Source organism: Asticcacaulis aquihabitans (assembly GCF_032490435.1).
Lineage (GTDB): Bacteria > Pseudomonadota > Alphaproteobacteria > Caulobacterales > Caulobacteraceae > Asticcacaulis.
Genome location: NZ_JAVGWM010000004.1, coordinates 412,115 through 429,907, shown reverse-complemented (window position 1 = coordinate 429,907; position 17,793 = coordinate 412,115). Strand labels below are relative to the sequence as shown.

At 61.6% G+C, this 17,793-nt stretch carries 16 protein-coding genes and 1 other RNA gene; 7 read left to right on the top strand and 10 right to left on the bottom strand.

Features of this window, described 5'->3' with window-relative positions; translation table 11 throughout:
* The first annotated feature begins 464 nt into the window (after positions 1-464).
* Positions 465-1,940: a M23 family metallopeptidase gene (locus RCJ00_RS16390; RefSeq protein ID WP_316223290.1), complete on the top strand. Its 1,476-nt coding sequence runs from the start codon at positions 465-467 to the stop codon at positions 1,938-1,940.
* Here the strand turns inward: RCJ00_RS16390 and RCJ00_RS16385 are convergent.
* On the bottom strand, positions 1,937-3,211 hold the full coding sequence (locus RCJ00_RS16385; RefSeq protein ID WP_316223288.1) for an MFS transporter: 1,275 nt from the start codon (positions 3,209-3,211) through the stop codon (positions 1,937-1,939). The two genes, RCJ00_RS16390 and RCJ00_RS16385, sit on opposite strands and share 4 nt — an antisense overlap.
* A gap of 136 nt (positions 3,212-3,347) precedes the next feature.
* Between RCJ00_RS16385 and dapE the strand changes: the two genes are divergently transcribed.
* Positions 3,348-4,490 carry a succinyl-diaminopimelate desuccinylase gene (dapE, locus tag RCJ00_RS16380; RefSeq protein WP_316223287.1) on the top strand — a complete coding sequence of 381 codons (1,143 nt, stop codon included), beginning with the start codon at positions 3,348-3,350 and terminating at the stop codon, positions 4,488-4,490.
* Here dapE and truA read toward each other — a convergent pair.
* Genes truA through RCJ00_RS16360 form a run of 4 tightly spaced genes read right to left on the bottom strand, consistent with a single transcriptional unit; the run spans position 4,439 to position 8,066 of the window.
* The gene (truA, locus tag RCJ00_RS16375) at positions 4,439-5,221 is read right to left on the bottom strand and encodes a tRNA pseudouridine(38-40) synthase TruA (protein WP_316223286.1); all 783 of its coding nucleotides are present in this window, start codon (positions 5,219-5,221) and stop codon (positions 4,439-4,441) included. The genes dapE and truA overlap by 52 nt on opposite strands.
* On the bottom strand, positions 5,221-6,150 hold the full coding sequence (gene fmt / locus RCJ00_RS16370; protein WP_316223285.1) for a methionyl-tRNA formyltransferase: 930 nt from the start codon (positions 6,148-6,150) through the stop codon (positions 5,221-5,223). The genes truA and fmt overlap by 1 nt, the downstream gene beginning before the upstream one ends.
* A gap of 59 nt (positions 6,151-6,209) precedes the next feature.
* Positions 6,210-6,743, bottom strand: coding sequence for a peptide deformylase (gene def, locus RCJ00_RS16365; RefSeq protein ID WP_316223284.1), 534 nt, complete (start codon positions 6,741-6,743; stop codon positions 6,210-6,212).
* A gap of 36 nt (positions 6,744-6,779) precedes the next feature.
* Positions 6,780-8,066 carry a DNA recombination protein RmuC gene (locus RCJ00_RS16360; RefSeq protein WP_316223283.1) on the bottom strand — a complete coding sequence of 429 codons (1,287 nt, stop codon included), beginning with the start codon at positions 8,064-8,066 and terminating at the stop codon, positions 6,780-6,782.
* Positions 8,067-8,202: 136 nt separating this feature from the next.
* Between RCJ00_RS16360 and RCJ00_RS16355 the strand changes: the two genes are divergently transcribed.
* A complete protein-coding gene (locus RCJ00_RS16355; RefSeq protein ID WP_316223282.1) occupies positions 8,203-8,757 on the top strand; it encodes a VUT family protein in 555 nt (184 codons plus the stop codon).
* A gap of 177 nt (positions 8,758-8,934) precedes the next feature.
* On the opposite strand, the gene recR is transcribed toward RCJ00_RS16355, so the two are convergent.
* The 4 genes from recR to ffs form a co-directional block, all read right to left on the bottom strand.
* Positions 8,935-9,537, bottom strand: a complete 603-nt coding sequence (gene recR / locus RCJ00_RS16350) for a recombination mediator RecR (protein ID WP_316223280.1) — start codon at positions 9,535-9,537, stop codon at positions 8,935-8,937.
* Positions 9,538-9,596: 59 nt separating this feature from the next.
* Positions 9,597-9,929 carry a YbaB/EbfC family nucleoid-associated protein gene (locus RCJ00_RS16345; RefSeq protein ID WP_411267557.1) on the bottom strand — a complete coding sequence of 111 codons (333 nt, stop codon included), beginning with the start codon at positions 9,927-9,929 and terminating at the stop codon, positions 9,597-9,599.
* Entirely contained in the window at positions 9,926-11,746 is a 1,821-nt protein-coding gene (locus RCJ00_RS16340; protein WP_316223278.1) for a DNA polymerase III subunit gamma/tau, read from the bottom strand. Before RCJ00_RS16340 ends, RCJ00_RS16345 begins: the two co-directional genes overlap by 4 nt.
* 195 nt (positions 11,747-11,941) lie before the next feature.
* Positions 11,942-12,035, bottom strand: an RNA gene (gene ffs, locus RCJ00_RS16335) — signal recognition particle sRNA small type.
* A gap of 132 nt (positions 12,036-12,167) precedes the next feature.
* Here ffs and pelA point away from each other — a divergent pair.
* The 4 genes from pelA (at position 12,168) to RCJ00_RS16315 (ending at position 16,870) form a co-directional block, all read left to right on the top strand.
* Entirely contained in the window at positions 12,168-13,406 is a 1,239-nt protein-coding gene (gene pelA, locus RCJ00_RS16330; protein ID WP_316223277.1) for a pectate lyase, read from the top strand.
* Positions 13,407-13,424: 18 nt separating this feature from the next.
* Positions 13,425-15,059 carry a glycoside hydrolase family 13 protein gene (locus tag RCJ00_RS16325; RefSeq protein WP_316223276.1) on the top strand — a complete coding sequence of 545 codons (1,635 nt, stop codon included), beginning with the start codon at positions 13,425-13,427 and terminating at the stop codon, positions 15,057-15,059.
* 72 nt (positions 15,060-15,131) lie between these two features.
* Positions 15,132-16,169, top strand: a complete 1,038-nt coding sequence (locus RCJ00_RS16320) for a class I SAM-dependent methyltransferase (protein WP_316223275.1) — start codon at positions 15,132-15,134, stop codon at positions 16,167-16,169.
* Positions 16,166-16,870: a pseudouridine synthase gene (locus tag RCJ00_RS16315; RefSeq protein WP_316223274.1), complete on the top strand. Its 705-nt coding sequence runs from the start codon at positions 16,166-16,168 to the stop codon at positions 16,868-16,870. Before RCJ00_RS16320 ends, RCJ00_RS16315 begins: the two co-directional genes overlap by 4 nt.
* Before the next feature lie 3 nt (positions 16,871-16,873).
* Here RCJ00_RS16315 and aguB read toward each other — a convergent pair whose 3' ends face one another.
* Complete coding sequence (gene aguB / locus RCJ00_RS16310; RefSeq protein WP_316223272.1) at positions 16,874-17,758, bottom strand: N-carbamoylputrescine amidase; 885 nt, start codon at positions 17,756-17,758, stop codon at positions 16,874-16,876.
* Positions 17,759-17,793: the final 35 nt, after the last annotated feature.

Here is a 17,793-nt window from a genome sequence, read left to right as displayed (position 1 = left end):
AAATTTGTCCGCAGCCTAGGTCGAATTTGAGCCCAAAATCCGACATTTCGTCCGGGAACGGTGTTTTTTCGGGGACGACAGCAAATACCCCTAATTTTTCAAGAACAATGAAATGCTTACCGGCAAGAGGCAGGGCACGCGAATTTGAAAAGGTTAACGCGTTAACCTTCAATTAACCTCTTTTAAGCAGGATTTTAAGGATCACAAGGTAAATCCGGACCCTGCCGGAAGATCTGCAGTCGAGCCTTAAGCCTCATTTTCGCCTTATTTTGGCGTAAGCAGAGCCTTCCACATCTATGAGACTCAGGTCATTGTGCCGACTTTCTGCGAGTCTTGCCTGCCGCTTGGGCGCCAAACTGGCCTCAAGCAAAGCTAAATTGAGTATGTTTCCCCTGCCCGTCCACGGCCTTGCCAATGACGGAACCGGGCGGGACACCACCGCTTAACAGGACGAATACGCGTACATGGCTCAACTCGATCCCCGCCGACAACCTGTCAGACTGACGCCAATGGTTTTTGCCCTGGCGACGGCCGTGACGGTCGGCACTCTGTTGTGGCGTGTCATTCAGCCGATGCCGGGCCTGTCCGCCCCCATGGACCCCGCCGCCGCGATGGCGCTGGAAACCCAGGCCTATGCCGAAGCCGCCGCCCGTCCGGGCTACAGCCAGCCCGTCGACATGCCGGTATCCGTGCGCTCCGGCGAATCCCTGGCCGACGCGCTCAAGCGCATGGGTATCTCCGGTGACGAAGCCCAGATGGCGGTCAATACGCTCTCGCAATCGTTCAAGGTCACCGATCTGAAGACCGGCCTGAACCTGGAAGCCGCCATCGCCCGCCCGGTCAGCGGCACCGGTACGGCCCGCCTCTTAGGCCTCACCCTGCGTACCGGCCCCGCCAAGCAACTGACCCTGACCACCGACCGCGACGGCACGATGCGCCTGCGCGCCCTGGAAGAATCGGTGCGCGACGAACGCCGCATCGCCATTGGTCAGATCAAGGGCTCCTTGTTCACCTCCGCCGCTGCTCTCGGGGCGACGCCAACCCTGACCACCCAGGTGGTCAAGCTGTTCGCCCACAAGGTCGATTTCGAACGCGATATCCAGGCCGGCGACAGTTTCAAGCTGGTCTTTGACCGCAAGGTCACCGAAAGCGGCCGCACGGTCGAAGCCGGCAATCTGCTCTATGCCGAAATCCAGGCCAAGGGCGGGGTCAACCGCTTCTATTCCTTTGCGCCGCGCGGGGCGAAAAACATCGAATATTACGATGAAAACGGTCGCAGCATCAAAGGCTTCCTGCTGGCTACGCCAATCTACGGCGCCCGTACCTCATCCGGGTTCGGCATGCGCTTCCACCCGATTGTCGGCTTCATGAAGATGCATACCGGCATCGACTTCGCCGCGCCCTCAGGCACCCCGATCCAGGCCGCCGGCGACGGTGTCGTCATGGACGCCAAATGGTGGGGCGGCTATGGCCGATGGGTGCGCATCGCCCACAACAAGGAGTGGGAAACCGGCTACGGCCACATGTCATCGATTGCCGTCCGTCCCGGTCAGCGCGTGACCCAGGGCCAGATTATCGGCTATGTCGGCACCACGGGCCGTTCCACTGGCCCGCACCTGCATTTCGAAGTGTGGCATGACCACCATCCGATCGACCCGAAGGGCGCGAAGGTGCCGCAATCCAACACCCTGGCCGGTGCCGATATGCTCGCCTTCCGCGCCCGCAAGCGCGAAATCGACTCGATGATCGCGGTTGCCCAGGTCAGCCCGAACGGCACCACGATCAATGACAATGCCGTGGCGCTCAATGGCGGCTATCATTACGAGAGTGAGAACGAGACCTCACGACCGCAGGCCCTGGCTCAGACCGAGGTCAGCCCGGTCCGCGGCAATGCCCGCCCCTTGCGGTCCGCCATCACAACCACACGCGGGACGCGCTAGTCCAGCCGGTCCGCCTTCCACAGGGGCGGGAACAGCTTGATCCACGCGCCCGTGACGATAAGCGATCCAATCCCACCGAAGAGCGCGGCATTGACCGGCCCCATCAACCGCGCCACGACGCCGGTTTCGAATTCGCCCAATTCGTTCGACGCACCGATAAACAGGTAGGACACCGAGGCGACACGGCCGCGCATGTGGTTGGGCGTAACGATCTGCACCAAGGTGCCGCGGACATAGACGCTGATCATGTCAGCCGCGCCCAGGACGATCATCGCCGCAATCGACAGCCATATCATGTTTGACAGGCCGAAAACGATCGTCGCCAGACCGAAGACGGCGACGCCCGCAAACATCCACGGTCCGGCATGGCGGCGAATTGGGGACCATGACAGGATAAAGGATGTCACGATCGCACCGATGGCAGGTGATGCCCGCAACAGCCCGAAGGCGGCTGGCCCGGCGTGCAGGATATCCTTGACGAACATCGGCATGAGGGCAGTGGCGCCACCCAGAAGAACGGCGAACAGGTCGAGCGAAATCGCGCCCAGGATGATCTTGTTAGACCAGATATATTCCATGCCTTCCTTCAGCATCGCCGTCTTCGATCCCGATGGCGCGTCGGGATTGGTTGGCGTGCGGATGGTCAGAACCAGAACCGCAGCGATCAGGCACAGGCCGGCGCAGAACCCATAGGCGAAGCGGGGAGAAAACCCGACAAGCAACCCGCCCAGCGCCGGACCGACGATCAACCCGGTCTGAAACGCCATGGAATTGACGGCGATTGCCTTAGGCAGGATATGTTTCGGCACCAGCATCGGCCCGATGGCCGAACTGGCTGGAGCACTGAAGGCGCGAAGCGCGCCCAGCACCGCGCTCAGAGCAAACAGGCCCCAGAACGGCGGATGCGGAATGAAGGAATAGGCGAAAAAGCCCAGCGATAGCAGCAGCTGGGCCAGGAGCACGACGCTGACGATCTTCTTGCGGTCATGGCGATCGGCGACAATGCCCGCGGGCAAGGTAAAGGCGAACAGGGTCAGAAACTGCGCCAGGCCGATCAGGCCGACATAGAGCGCCGATTCCTTCACGCCCTCAGTACGCCGCGCGATTTCATAGACCTGCCAGGCAATGGCCGCGCTTTGGGCCGATGTCCCGAGCACGCCGAACAGACGCGACAGCCAGAACGAGCGGAAGTCCGGAATTTGCAACGGGTGGCGATTGTCCTCCTGCAGCGGCGGCAGGTCGATGGCGGGCGTTTCAGGCGGCGTAGTCACGGCAAAACCTTGAGCAAAAATGCAATCTCGACCCTAATTTAGAGTCTTCCCCCGGCGTCTAAAGGCACTTAGAGGAAAGACGCGGCAATTGCATGTGTTTTTTGCCGAAATGCGATGCATCGGCGCGGAGTGTGGAATGCTTGACGTAACAACCCTGACCCAGGCTCTGATTACCCGGCCGTCAGTGACGCCGGCCGATGCTGGGGCCATGGATACGGTCGAGACCATTCTGACCGATCTGGGCTTTACGTGTACGCGCCTCGCATTCGGCGAGATCGAAAATCTCTATGCCCGGCGCGGCACCGCCTCCCCCAATCTGTGCTTCGCCGGCCATACCGACGTTGTGCCGGTCGGGGTGCGCACCCTTTGGAAATACGACCCGTTCGGCGCCGAAATCCATGATGGCCAGGTGATCGGCCGTGGCGCCGTCGATATGAAGGGGGCCATCGCCGCCTGGATCGCCGCCGTGTCTCGCTTCCCCGACCAGGCCGGCTCCCTGTCCTTCCTGATCACCGGCGACGAAGAAGGCGTGGCGACCGACGGCACGGTGCGCGTCGTAGACTGGCTCAAGCAAACAGGCGAGGTTATCGACCACTGCATCGTCGGCGAACCGTCGTCATCGACACAACTGGGCGATATGATCAAGGTCGGGCGACGCGGATCGATCAACGCTACATTTACCGTCACCGGCAAGCAGGGGCACGTCGCCTATCCGCAGCGCGCGCTCAACCCTCTGCCCGTACTGGTCGATCTGCTGGCCGAGCTGAAGGCGCGAACGCTGGATGACGGCTATGCCTCATTTCCACCGTCGAACCTCGAAATCACCACCATTGACACCGGCAATACCGCGACCAATGTCATCCCCCAGGCGGCGCGGGCGCGGGTCAATATCCGCTTCAACCCGACGCATACCGGCGTGGCGTTGAGCCAATGGTTCGACACGGTCGCCCGCGATATGGCGGAAAGGTCGGGCGCAGCCATCGAGGTACAGTCGAGCATTTCCGGCGAGGCCTTCCTGACCGAGGCCGGGCCCTTTGTCGACCTGATCGCCGACGTGATCCAAACGCAATTCGGCCTGGATACCGACCGCTCGACGACCGGCGGCACGTCCGATGCACGCTTTATCCGTAATCTGTGTCCCGTGGTCGAATTCGGTCTGGTCGGCCAGACCATGCACCAGATTAACGAGTGTGTAGCCGTTGCCGATCTCGACGCGCTGACCGACGCCTATTCGGCCTTGATCGAGGCATATTTTTCGAAATTCGGCTCAGCCTCGTAAGTGACCTGCGTCAGATAAAGGCCGTGCGCCGGCGCGACCTGACCGCAGCGGGCGCGGTCAGCGGCGGCCAGGGCTTCGCCCGCATAGGCCACCGGATAGCGCCCGGTGCCGATATCGACCAGGGTTCCCGTCATCGACCGGACCTGACGATGCAGGAAGGACCGCGCTGCGAATACCAGATGCACTTCTTCGCCGAACCGCTTGACGCGGGCAATATCGAGTGTGCGCATCGGTGAGTTGGCCTGGCAGGCGACAAAGCGGAACGTGGTGAAATCATGATGCCCGGTCAGGGCCTTGGCCGCCTCGATCATCGCCTCGACGTCGAGCGGCTTCTTGACATGCCAGACGCGGCCCTGGTCGATGGCGGGCGGCGCTTCGCGGTTGAGGATACGGTACAGATACATGCGCCCCGTTGCCGAAAAGCGCGCCGAAAACTCGGCATCGACCTCTTCCGCCGCCAGGATCGACACGGTCAGCGGAAACAGGTGGGCGTTGATGGCGTCGCGCACCACCTTGGGCGGATAGGTTTTCTCCAGATCGAAGGTCACCACCTGCCCCGTGGCATGTACGCCCGTATCCGTCCGTCCAGCGACGGTCAGGCGCAGGGCCTGGCCGGTGAACTTGAAAATGGCCGCCTCGATGGCGGTCTGAACGCTCGGCTGATCGCCCTGGGCCTGAAAGCCATTGAACGGACGGCCGTCATATTCGACAAGGAGCTTATAGCGGGGCATTACAGCAGGATATCGCCGGGATTGAGCAGGCCGCCGTTGAGAAAATCGGCCGCGTCCTGCGCCGCCTTGCCTTCGCGCTGTATCCGCACAAGCTCAATCACACCGTCACCGGTCGCGATCTTCAAGCCCCCCAGCAGGCGTGTGCCCGGCGTTTCGGCCGACACCTCTTCGGTCAGGCGCGACATCAGCACCTTCAGCCTCTGCTCGCCCTTGGCGGTTTGCAACAGGCACCAGGCGCCCGGAAAGGGCGACAGGCCGCGAATATGATAGTCGAGATCGCGCGCCGGCCGGTTCCAGTCGATCCGGGCCTCTTCTGGCGTAATCTTGCGGGCATAGGTCGGTTCTCCGACCTGCGCCTGCTCGTTGGCGCCACCGCGTTCGATGGCGGCCAGGGCGACCGGCAGGAGCGAAGCCCCCAGCGCCGCCAGCTTGTCATGCAGGCTCTGGGCGGTGTCGTCCAAGGTGATTTCGACGCGCCCGGTCAGGATAATCGGGCCTTCGTCCAGGCCTTCGCTCATGCGCATGACTTCGACGCCGGTATGGGTGTCGCCGGCCATGATGGCCCGCTGGATCGGCGCGGCTCCCCGCCAGCGCGGCAGAAGCGAGGCGTGCAGGTTGAAACAGCCCAGAGGGGGATGATCGAGCACCGCCGCCTTCAGGATCTGACCGTAGGCGACGACAATGGCGGCATCGATATCGAGCGCCTGGAAATCGGCAATGGCCTCGGGCGCCTTCATGGATTTGGGTGTGCGAACCTCGATCCCCAGGCTTTCCGCAAAGCTGTGGACCGGCGACGGGCTGAGCACATGCCCCCGGCCTTTCGGCGCGGGCGGCTGGCTGTAGACGCAAACGATATCGTGACCGCTGGCCACCAGTTCGGCCAGCGCCCTGACGGCGAATTCGGGAGTGCCCATGAAGGCTAGACGCATAAAAGACCTCTCAGCAAGTCTGGGAGGTCTAATCGCAATAGACTATGGGAGCAAGCTCTTTACGCCGCGTTGCGCGTCAGCTTCTTTACCTTGGTGACGGCGCGGTCGCGCTTCAGCTTGGACAGGTGGTCGATAAAGAGCACGCCTTCCAGATGGTCCATTTCGTGCTGGATACACACGGCGAACAGGCCCTCGGCGTCTTCTTCGACCGCGTTACCGTTATAGTCGAGATAGCGCAGCTTGACCCGGGCCGGGCGCTGCACTTCGTCGTAGATTTCCGGAACGCTGAGGCAGCCTTCTTCGTACGGCGCGGTGTCTTCCGACTTCCAGACGATTTCCGGATTGACGAAATAGCGCGGCTTTTTGACCGCTTCGCCTTCGGGATCGTCTTCCGGCTTTTCTTGCAGGTCCATGACGATGACCCGGACGGGTTCACCAACCTGGATCGCGGCCAGGCCGATGCCCGGTGCGTCGTACATGGTTTCGAGCATATCGTCCATCAGGGCGCGCATGGCGTCATCAACGACGGCGACGGGCTTGGAGACCTGCTTCAGGACGGGGTTCGGGACGGTGAGAATTTCGCGTATTGCCATAGCCGAGATGTAATCTCACAGGTCGAAAATTTCAAGTCAAACAGATTCACTGTCGGACGATTGCAGTGATTTCAACTTGTTAGCCACCTTTGGCTGGCTTTCGATGGGCGTCAGATCCGGCAAAGGCTTGCCCTGATGGTCGACCTGGAGGTCTTCGAACCGCCGCGCCTGGGTCAGCACCTTGGTCTCCAGCGAACCGATAAAGGCATTGTATTTTTCGACCGCCCGGCCCAAAGCCCCGCCGAGGCCCGACACATGATCGCCCATGACCGACAGGCGCGCATAGAGTTCGCGCCCCAGATCGGCGATATGGGAGGCGTTCTTCATCTGGTCTTCGACACGCCAGCCATAGGCGACAGCCTTGCACAGGGCGAACAGGGTCGTCGGGGTGACGATGATCACCTTCTTGTCCATGGCCTCGTTCATCAGTTGCGGCATGCGGTCGAGCGCCGCCGCCAGGAAGCCGTCACCGGGAATAAACAGGGCGACGAAGTCCGGCGACTGATCGTTGAACTGGTCCCAATAGGCCTTGCCCGACAGGTCCCGAACGTGGGCACGCAGAGCCTGGGTATGCCGTTGCAGGGCGGCTTCGCGCGCCTCGTCGTCCAGCGCATCCATGGAATCGAGAAAGGCGGTCAGGTTGACCTTGGAATCGATGACGAACACGCCATTGGACTTATCGCCGGGCATGCGCACCACGACGTCCGGCCGGCGGCGCCCCTCATCCGTATCGAGATTGTGCTGCTCGATGAAATCGAAGCGCGTCAGCCCGGCCGCCTGGAGGACGTTGCGCAGGGTTTCTTCACCCCACCGCCCCTGGACGCCGGCGCCACGACGCAGCGAATTGGCCAGTTTCTGCGTCACTTCACGGGTCTGATCCGAGGCGGTCAGCAACTGCTTGATCTGCTGCTCCAACTCGCCGCTGTTCTTGCTGCGCGCCTCTTCCATCGCCTTCACCTGGGCTTCGAAGCGCGTCAGGGTTTCGGAAACGGGTTGCAGGCTGGAATTCATGCGCTCAAGCGCCAGCTTTTCCCGTGCGACGAAGCTTTCCTCGGCTCGCAGCAATAGGGACGATGCCGACTTCTCCATGGCCTGATGCGACACCAGCTGAAACTGCTCACTCATGGCCGTGCGGGCGTCTTCGAGGCTGCGCACCTGTGTCTTCGCCGCGGCCAGATCGGCGGTGACATCGGTCAGCCGGTCGCTCAGTTCTTCGTTGCGCGCCCGCAGGCGTTTCGTCTCGGTGAAGGCCAAAACCCACGCCCCCGCAAAAACCACGGCGACAACGATAACAACGAGCAGACTGACGCTTGACATGTTCATGCTATGTTCCTAACTTCCGGAAACAAAAATGGCAAGCCCTATTTGCGCTTGCGGTCCGCAACGCCACTGATACAGTTTCGCCAGAGAAGGCGTGCCATGAAATGGCCCGAGATGACAGAAGCTGGGGAACCATAACATGATCGACGCCAAGTCTGCCGCGCGCAAGACATTTACCGGCCGGGCGCCGTGGACCTATCTTTACCTGTTTCTGATTCCGTTCATCAACTGGGCCTATGCGGCGGTGCCGACCATCCCTCTGCCCGATCACGGCGAATGGACGCCGCTGGCCATTGTCACCGGTCTGGTCCTGGTGGTGCGCGACTTCGCGCAACGCGAAATTGGCCACTGGATTTTCATTCCTCTGATGATCGGCCTGGCCATATCGTTCAAAATGGCCCCGGCGGAAATCGCCCTGGCCAGCGCGGTCGCCTTCGGGATCAGCGAGACAATCGATTGGGGCCTGTTTACCTTTCTGAAACTGCCGCTGTCTAAGCGCGTCTTCATTTCGGCGGCGGTGGGCTCACCGATCGATACGACAGTCTTCTATCTGATGGCGGCGACAGCCATTCCCGGCATTTTCAACATCTGGGCCATCGGCGCTTCCATCCTGTCCAAGCTGGTCGGCTGCGTGATCGTCTATCTATTGATGAAGAACCGCGAAAAGAAGGCGGCATTGGCGGCAGGCGCCTGAACCGTATCTGGCTATTGGAGGTTGGCGAAGGAAGGCCCCCACCACCACATCTCAACGCTTCGCGTCTCGTGCGGTCCCCCGCCCCGCAAGCAGGGCGGTATAAGCGCCGCACGAAAAGCCTGGATTTTGGATGAGAGGCTGGCCGGCCAGCGACGCCTATCGCCAAAAGGCAGGCTTTTATCGCCTGGACTTGAACGCATGGGCTATGGTCCCGTCGTCGAGCCAGTCGAGCTCCCCGCCAACGGGTACGCCGCGCGCCAGATGGGTGATGGCGATCTGGTTGCCGAATGATTTCAGCCGGTCGGCTATGTAGTGGGCCGTGGTCTGGCCTTCCACCGTGGCGGGCAAGGCCATGATGATTTCGCGCACGCGACCGGACTTGACGCGCTGGATCAGGCCATCGAGACGCAGGTCTTCCGGGCGCACACCGTCCAGAGCCGACAATAGCCCGCCCAACACGTGATATTGCCCGGTAAAGGCGCCCACCCGTTCCATGGCCCATAAGGCGCTGTCCTCTTCGACGACGCAGATCATGGCATCATCGCGCATCGGATCGGCACAGGTCGGACAGGGGTTTTGCGTCGACAGGCGTCCACAAACCGTGCAGGTTTCCACCTTGTCGGCGGCGTCCTGCATGGCGTGGGTGAGTGGAATCAACAGTTGGTCGCGGCGTTTCAGCAAGGCCAGGGCAGCACGCCGCGCCGACCGCGGTCCCAGCCCGGGCAGTTTGGACAAAAGCGCCATCAGACGCTCGATTTCAGGTCCGGCGCCCGATGCCATCAGACGCGCCCTACCAACGGCAGCCAGATACAGGAAGGAGGCGCGGCTTCACGCATCAATCAGAAGAATTTCGGCATGTTGGGCAGACCGCCGCCAGGCCCCAGATCCTTGGCGGCCTCGGCCATGACTTCCTTGTTGAGGTCGTCGAGCTTGCGGCGGGCATCGGCGTGGGCGGCGCGGATCAGATCGGCCAGCACTTCGCCTTCGCCCGGTGTCAGGAGGCTTTCATCGATAGTCAGCGCGCTCATATCGCCCGAGCCCTTCAGCTCCATCTTGACCAGACCGGCGCCGGCGGTGCCATGCACCGTGCTTTCGCTCATCTTGGCCTGCGCTTCGTGCAGCTTTTGCTGAACGAGTTGCGCCTGCTTCATCATGGCGGCAAAATCCATCAGTCGTTTTCCTTATCTTCATCGGGACGTTCATCGACGGGAACCACAGGCTCCGTCTCCGTCACCACAGGTTTCGGGCGGGCGCGGACGGCAATAATTTCCGCGCCGGGGAAGGTTTTCAGCATGGTGGAAACGAACGGATTGGCCTGAAGACGCGCCTTGGCGGCGGCGGTTTCGCGCTTGTCGCGCTCCATGATCGATTCCGCGCCGCCGGAGCCTTCGGTGGCGATGAGCCACCGGCTGCCGGTCCATTCGCGCAGACGCATCGACAACCGGCGCACCAGGTCGGCCGGGGCACGCGGCGCCAGTTCGAAAGTAATCGCGCCGGGTTTGAAGGCAATCAGGCGGACAAACTGCTCGACATCCGTGCGCAGACCAATATCACGCTTTTCGGAGATCAGTTTCAGAACCTCGGGAAAGGTTTGCGGGTTGGGCGGGGCCTGGACCTGCGGGCGCATCTGGACGGCAGTCGCGCCGCCTCCCCCACCACCGCCACCACCGGGCAAACCGCCCGGACCATTCGGCACCAGGGGCTCGCCGCCTTGCAGGCGCTTCATCAGGAGTTCTGGTCCCGGCAGGTCGGCGGCGTAACAGAAGCGCACAAGCGCCATTTCAAAGGCCGCCGAGGCGTCCGGCGCACGGCGCAATTCTTCGAACGCCTTCAGCATCAAGGTCCACAGGCGCGACAAGGTGCCCGCCGACAGTTGCGACCCCAGTGCGGTCACGCGCATGGCTTGGGCCTTGGGCAGACGCGTCGCATCGGCGCCCAGAATCTTGGCGACAGAGGTCGCGTGGGCATATTCCAGCATGTCACCCATGATCTGGGACGGATCGGCGCCAAACCCGTAAAGGGTGCGATAGGCCAGCAGCGCTTCGCTCATCTGGCCGGAAATGATGTTTTCGAACAGGGCCAGCGTCGCGGAGCGGTCGGCCAGACCGAGCATGTCGCGTACCACTTCGGCGCTGGTCGTCTCCCCCGCTTCGCTCTGCACCAGAGCCTGATCAAGCAGGGACAGGCCGTCACGCACTGATCCTTCGGCGGCGCGGGCGATCAGGGCAACCGCGTCGGCATCGATCTTCACCCCTTCCAGGGTGCAGATTTTCTCCAAATGCGGCGTCAGGGTCTCGGGCTCGACGCGGCGCAGGTCGAAACGCTGGCACCGGGACAGGATGGTCACCGGCACTTTGCGGATTTCCGTGGTGGCGAAGATGAACTTGGCGTGGGGCGGCGGCTCCTCAAGCGTCTTCAGCAGCGCGTTGAAAGCGCCCGTCGACAGCATATGGACTTCGTCGATGACGTAGACCTTGTAGCGCGCCTCGACCGGGGCATAGCGAACGGATTCGAGCAGGTCGCGCATGGCGTCAACGCCGGTCCGCGACGCGGCATCGAGTTCGAGGACGTCAATATGACGGCCTTCGATGATGGCCTTGCAATGAACGCCCATATGCGACAGATCGACACTCGGTTCATGAACCGTATCGCTCTCGTAGTTGAGCGCGCGGGCCAGAAGGCGGGCGGTCGTGGTCTTGCCCACGCCGCGGACACCGGTCAGCATGAAAGCGTGCGCAATGCGTCCTGCCTGAAACGCATTGGTCAGGGTGCGCACCATGGCTTCCTGGCCGATCAGGTCTTCGAAGGTGCGCGGACGGTATTTGCGGGCTAGAACCGTATAGGCTTCGGACTTGTCGATCGGCTTGGCGACCGGCAACGACTTGGGTTCCGACGCGCCGCCGAACATATCGTCGGTCAGGTCATCGCGCTCCGGCACATCCAGTTCAGCGTTTGCAAAAGGATCGTCAAGGTCGGAATGATCGGACATGGTTTCTTATATAGTGGCTTTTTGGACAAGCGTCAGCCCACAAAGCTCGATTCGTACACAGGTGCAATTGTGAGGTATTTTTCAAGCGTTGCAGGCTTGTTTAAGCGTCGAAGACTTGTTTAAGCATCGAAGGCTTGGAAAGCGCAAGTGCGCGCCGGAGCCATTGCCCCAAAACGTGCGGCGTCTGAGCAAAGCGCGGGTGAGACGACTGACCCGAAGGTGAATTCGTTGTGGCTGCTGCCTTCCGGCCCTGACCAGGTTGGCGAGGCCTTCGCCCAGCCGTCTCGAGGCCTATATGCGTATTTTTGTGGCGTGATGCAAGAGCGGATTTTCGTCAATAAATGACACCGGTATCATTTATCTTGCGCCACGGCCTGGGTGGTGGCACTCTCACCCAAAAGCAAACTCAGGGATACCGACCATGCGCGCCGCTTCACTTATCGCCCTGGCGATTTTCATCGCCGCTCCCGGTTACGCTGCCGTAGTCGGCAAGACGGTGCCTGCCGAAGCGCTCACCGATGCGCGGGTGGCGGGCAAGAGCGACTGGCAGGCCTATCTGGCGCGATCGCAGGCACGAATGGCCGCAGACAAGGCGGCACTGTCGGCGGAGCAGGCCACCAATGGGGCTGTTGCGCCCATAGCCGAAACCAGCGCCGGCATCCACACCATGCCACTCGATCGCGATGCCGCGTGGTATGCCACGCCGGGTGCGCGCCATGTCGCCGATGTCATTGTCAGCTTCCAGACCCCCGCCGGCGGCTGGAGCAAGAACGCGCCACGCGATGGCGACGTGCGCAGAAAGGGCCAACCCTATGTCGCCGGCCATGCCAAGGCCATGCCCGACGACGTGGCGTGGAACTGGGTCGGCACGTTCGACAACAATGCGACAACCACCGAAATGCGCTTTCTGGCGCGCGTGGCGGCGCAAACGCCCGGACCGGATGGCGACGCCTATCGCGCCAGCATTCTGCGCGGTCTCGGCTACATTCTGGAAGCGCAGTATCCGAACGGCGGCTGGCCACAGGTCTATCCGCTGCAAGGGGGATATCACGATGCCATAACCTATAATGACGATGCGCTGGGCGATATCACCAGCCTGCTGTCGGACGTGGCCGCAGGCAAAGCCGACTTCGGTTTCGTACCGGTCGCCTTGCGCACCCAAGCCCGCGACGCCGAGGCGCGCGCCCTGACCTGTATTCTCGACACCCAGGTCCGGATCGACGGGCGATTGACCGTATGGGGGCAACAGCACGATGCCCTCAGCCTGGCACCCGTCGGCGCGCGGAATTTCGAACCGGCCGCCCTGTCCAGCTCGGAAAGCGCCAATCTGCTGATCTACCTCATGGCCATCAAGGCTCCATCGCCCCGTGTGGTCGCGGCCGTGAAGGCCGGTGCCGCCTGGCTGGAAGCCTCCGCCCTGCACGATCTGGTGTGGACGAAGGATCGCGAACTGATCGCCCAGGCCGGCGCGCCCGTACTATGGGCCCGCTATTACAGCCTGACAACGGGCAAGCCAGTCTTCGGGGATCGCGACCTGAGCATCCATGACGATGTGATGGAAATTTCAGCCGAGCGACGCAAGGGCTACAATTGGTACAGCACGTCGCCGCAAAAGGCGCTGGACGCCTACGCCAAGTGGAGGCAAGCTCACAAGGAATAAAGTGGACGGGAGAGACGCGTGCAGACACCGGATGAGATTACGCCCAATGGCTATGTCAGACGCTGGTGGAAAGAGGCCGTGGTCTATCAGGTCTATCCCCGCTCATTCTACGATTCCAACGGCGACGGCATCGGCGATCTGCGCGGCATTATCGCCAAACTGGATCACATCAAGGGGCTGGGGGTCGATGTCATCTGGCTGTCGCCGCATTTCGATAGCCCCAATGCCGACAATGGCTACGACATCCGCGATTACCGCCGGGTCGGCACGGAATTCGGCACCATGGCGGATTTTGATGCCCTGTTGGCGGCGATCAAGGCCGCCGGCATGCGGCTGATCATCGACCTGGTCGTCAATCATACGTCGGACGAACATGCATGGTTTGCCGAAAGCCGGTCTTCGCGCGACAATTCGAAACGCGACTACTATATCTGGAGCGATCACAAGCCGAATGATTGGACGTCGATTTTCGGCGGCCCCGCCTGGACGCAGGACAAAAGCGGCGACTGGTATCTGCATCTGTTCGACCCCAAGCAGCCGGACCTGAACTGGGACAATCCCGCTGTCCGCCAAGACGTCTACGATCTGATGCGCTTCTGGCTGGACAAGGGGGTCGACGGGTTCCGCATGGACGTCATCCCGTTCATTTCCAAGGACAAGACCTTTCCCGACCTGCCGGAAGACCTGCGCGCCAAACCACAATATGTCTATGCCAACGGCCCGCATGTTCACGATTATCTGCATGAGATGAACCGGGACGTATTGAGCCAATATGACGTCATGACGGTGGGCGAGGCCTTCGGTGTCACCCTGGCGGACACGCCGAAACTGGTCGACGAACGCCGCCAGGAGCTGGACATGATTTTCCAGTTCGCGGCGGTGGAGGTGGATCGCGGCCCGGACGGGCGCTGGACGCCCTGGCGGCTGACCGACCTCAAGGCGGTTTTCGCGCGTCAGGATGCGGCGCTGGACCGGCATTGCTGGCCTACTGTCTTTCTCAGCAACCATGACAATCCACGCATCGTTTCACGGTTCGGCGACGACAGCCCGCAGTGGCGGGAAAAATCGGCCATGCTGCTGGCCACCTTGATCCTGACGATGAAAGGCACGCCCTTTATCTATCAGGGTGATGAGATGGGCCTGACGAACTGCGCCTTCAGCGACATCAGCCAGTTCAACGACCTGTGGACCGTGAACGCCTGGCGCGAGGAAGTGGAAAGCGGTCAGTGGCCCCCGGAGGCCTTTTTCGCCAATCAGAACAAACTCAGCCGCGACCATGCCCGCATGCCCATTCCCTGGACAGCCGATGGCGGCTTTACAACCGGCACGCCGTGGTTCGCGCTCAACCCGAACTTTGCCGAAATCAATGCCACGACGGGTCAGGGCATCTATGACCACTATGCCCGTTTGATTGCCCTGCGTCACGCCAATCCGGCCCTGGTCTATGGCGACTATGAAGATATCGCACCGGATCATCCGCAGGTTTTCGCGTATCGTCGTACCCTGGGCGACACATCACTTCTCATTATTCTGAACTTTTCGAGCAACACCGTTGCCTTCGACTGTCCAGCCCAGGCGCCTGTTGTGACCAATTACGACGGTTCGACTGGCGCGCTGGCGGGGTGGGACGCCCGCATCTACAGGCTGGATTGATATCAATTCTGATATTTCAGAAATATATGCAAGGCAGTTTGCTTTTGCGGCTGTCTGTGCGATAGCCAGCCGATGCAAGATCCTGTCTTAGATACCCTGTTCCTGCCGCTCGAAAGCGGCGCCATCGATTGGCCCGCCAACGGCCCCGCCCTCTTCCTGCGTGCCCGCTCCGGTGACGCGCTGGACGACATTGCGCGTGATAAATTGCTCTGTGAACAGAGCTTCAAACCGCAGCACGACGCCCTGCTTCGCGCGGGCTTTGCCATGGCCAATAGCGATGCCGGCCCCTTCGGCTTGACCATCGTCCTGCCGCCGCGCCAGCGCGAAGAATATCGTGCCCTTCTGGCCCGCGCCCTGACGCAGACAGTGGACGGCGGGATCGTTATGGCCGCCGTGTCCAACAACGAAGGCGCCAAGACCGTCGAGAGCGATTTGAAGGCATTGGCCGGCAATATATCCAGCCAGTCGAAGAACAAGTGCCGCGTCTTCTGGGCCCGCGTCGATGCCACTCGCGCCAATGCCGCCCTGATCGCGGACTGGCGGCAACTGGACGCGCCGCGCGAGATCGAAGAGGGCCGCTTCGTCAGCCGTCCCGGCGTCTTCGCCTGGGACCATCTCGATCCGGGATCGCGCCTGCTGGCCCAACACCTGCCATCGACGTTCAAGGGCAAGGTGGCCGATCTGGGGGCCGGTTTCGGCTTCCTGTCCGACGAGGTGCTGAAACGCAATCCAGCGGTCACCCACCTCGACGCCATCGAAGCGGAAGGTCGCGCGCTTGAGATGGCGCGGCAAAACCTGGCGGCCTATGGCGAGCGGGTCGCCTTCCACTGGCTGGACGCCACCAAGCCCCTCCCCGGCCCGTATGACGCCATCATCAGCAACCCGCCCTTCCACGCCACAGACCGCGCCGATCGCCATGACATCGGCAAGGCGTTCATCGTTTCGGCGGCACGGGCATTGGTTTCGGGCGGACAGATGTGGTTGGTGGCCAACCGGCACCTGCCTTACGAAGAGACGTTGAGCAGCGTCTTCAAGTCGGTCAGCGTCGCCGCCGAAAACGGCTATTACAAGGTCTTCCGCGCCGTCGGACCGAAGGGTGTCAGCAAGTGAAGCTGATCAAGCGCCTCGCCAATCTGGGCTACGGATCGCGCAAGGAGATGCAGACGCTGATCCGCATGGGCGCCATCACCGATGCCGCCGGGACGCCGCTGTCCGACGATACCGACATTGCGCACGAAGAGATCCGGTACCGCGGTAAGGCGCTCGACCCCGCCTTCGGCATGGTGATGATGCTCAACAAGCCGACGGGCTATGTCTGTTCGCTGAAGGATCGCGGGCGGCTTGTCTATGAACTTCTGCCGTCACGGTTCGCCGAACGCAAACCGGTCCTGTCGACCATTGGGCGGCTCGACGCCGATACGTCGGGCCTTCTGTTGTTTACCGACGATGGCGACTATCTGCACAAGATCATTTCGCCGAAAAATCATGTCGCCAAGATTTACGAAGTGACCTGCGCCCGAGCGATCGAAGACCACTATGCCGCTGTCTTCGCCGCTGGCACGCTCGTGCTGGAAAGCGAAAAGGACGCGCTGAAGCCTGCCTTCCTAGAGGTGACCGGTGAAACAACGGCGCGCCTTACCCTTTATGAAGGGCGATATCATCAGGTTCGCCGTATGTTCGCTGCCGTCGGCAACCATGTCGAAAGCCTGCATCGCGCGCAGATGGGCAATCTGACGCTCGGCGATCTGAAACCCGGCAAGTGGCGGCTGTTGAGCGCGGCAGAGGCGCAAGGCCTCCTGATCCCGCAATAACGGCTATAGCGCAGGACGTGGCGAGGCCAGGGCCGTGTACAATTCCGGGCGGCGATCGCGGAAAAAGCCCCAGGCGGCGCGGTGCGTATTGAGGAAGTCGAGGTCAAATTGGGCCACCAGAACGCCCTCTTCCCCGGCGCCGAATTCCGCGACCTTGTCACCGCGGTGATTGGCGATGAAGCTATGGCCATAGAAGGTCTGGCCGGCGCCGTTCTGCGGCGAAATCAGGCTTTCGGTGCCGATACGATTGGAGGCGATCACCGGCATGACATTGGCGACCGCATGGCCTTGCATGATGCGTTGCCACGGCGCGGCGGTGTTGAGTTCTGAATCGTGCGGTTCCGACCCGATGGCGGTCGGATACATGAGCAGTTCGGCGCCTTGCAAGGCCATGGCGCGGGCAGCTTCGGGGTACCATTGATCCCAACAGATGCCGACACCGACCTTGGCGAACCGGGTATCCCAGACCTTGAAGCCGGTATCGCCAGGGCGGAAATAGTACTTTTCCTGGTACCCGGGACCGTCGGGAATGTGGCTCTTGCGGTAGACGCCCATCAGTTCGCCGCCGGCATCGATCATGACCAGCGAATTGAAATAATGCGGGCCTTCCTTTTCGTAGATAGAGGTCGGGATAACGACATCCAGTTCGCGCGCCAGCGTTTGCATGGCCAGGACGGCGGGATGTTCACGCCACGCAAAGGCGGTCGCGAACCATTTTTCTTCCTGCGACACGCAGAAATATTCGCCCTGGAACAGTTCCGACGGCAGTATGACCTGAGCGCCCTTAGCGGCGGCTTCGCGCACAAAGGCTTCGGTCTTGGCGATATTGGCCGCCATGTCGGAACCATAGGCGGTCTGGATGGCGGCGACGGACACGGTACGGGTCATGACTATCATACTCCATTTCCAGAATGCATTGGCAT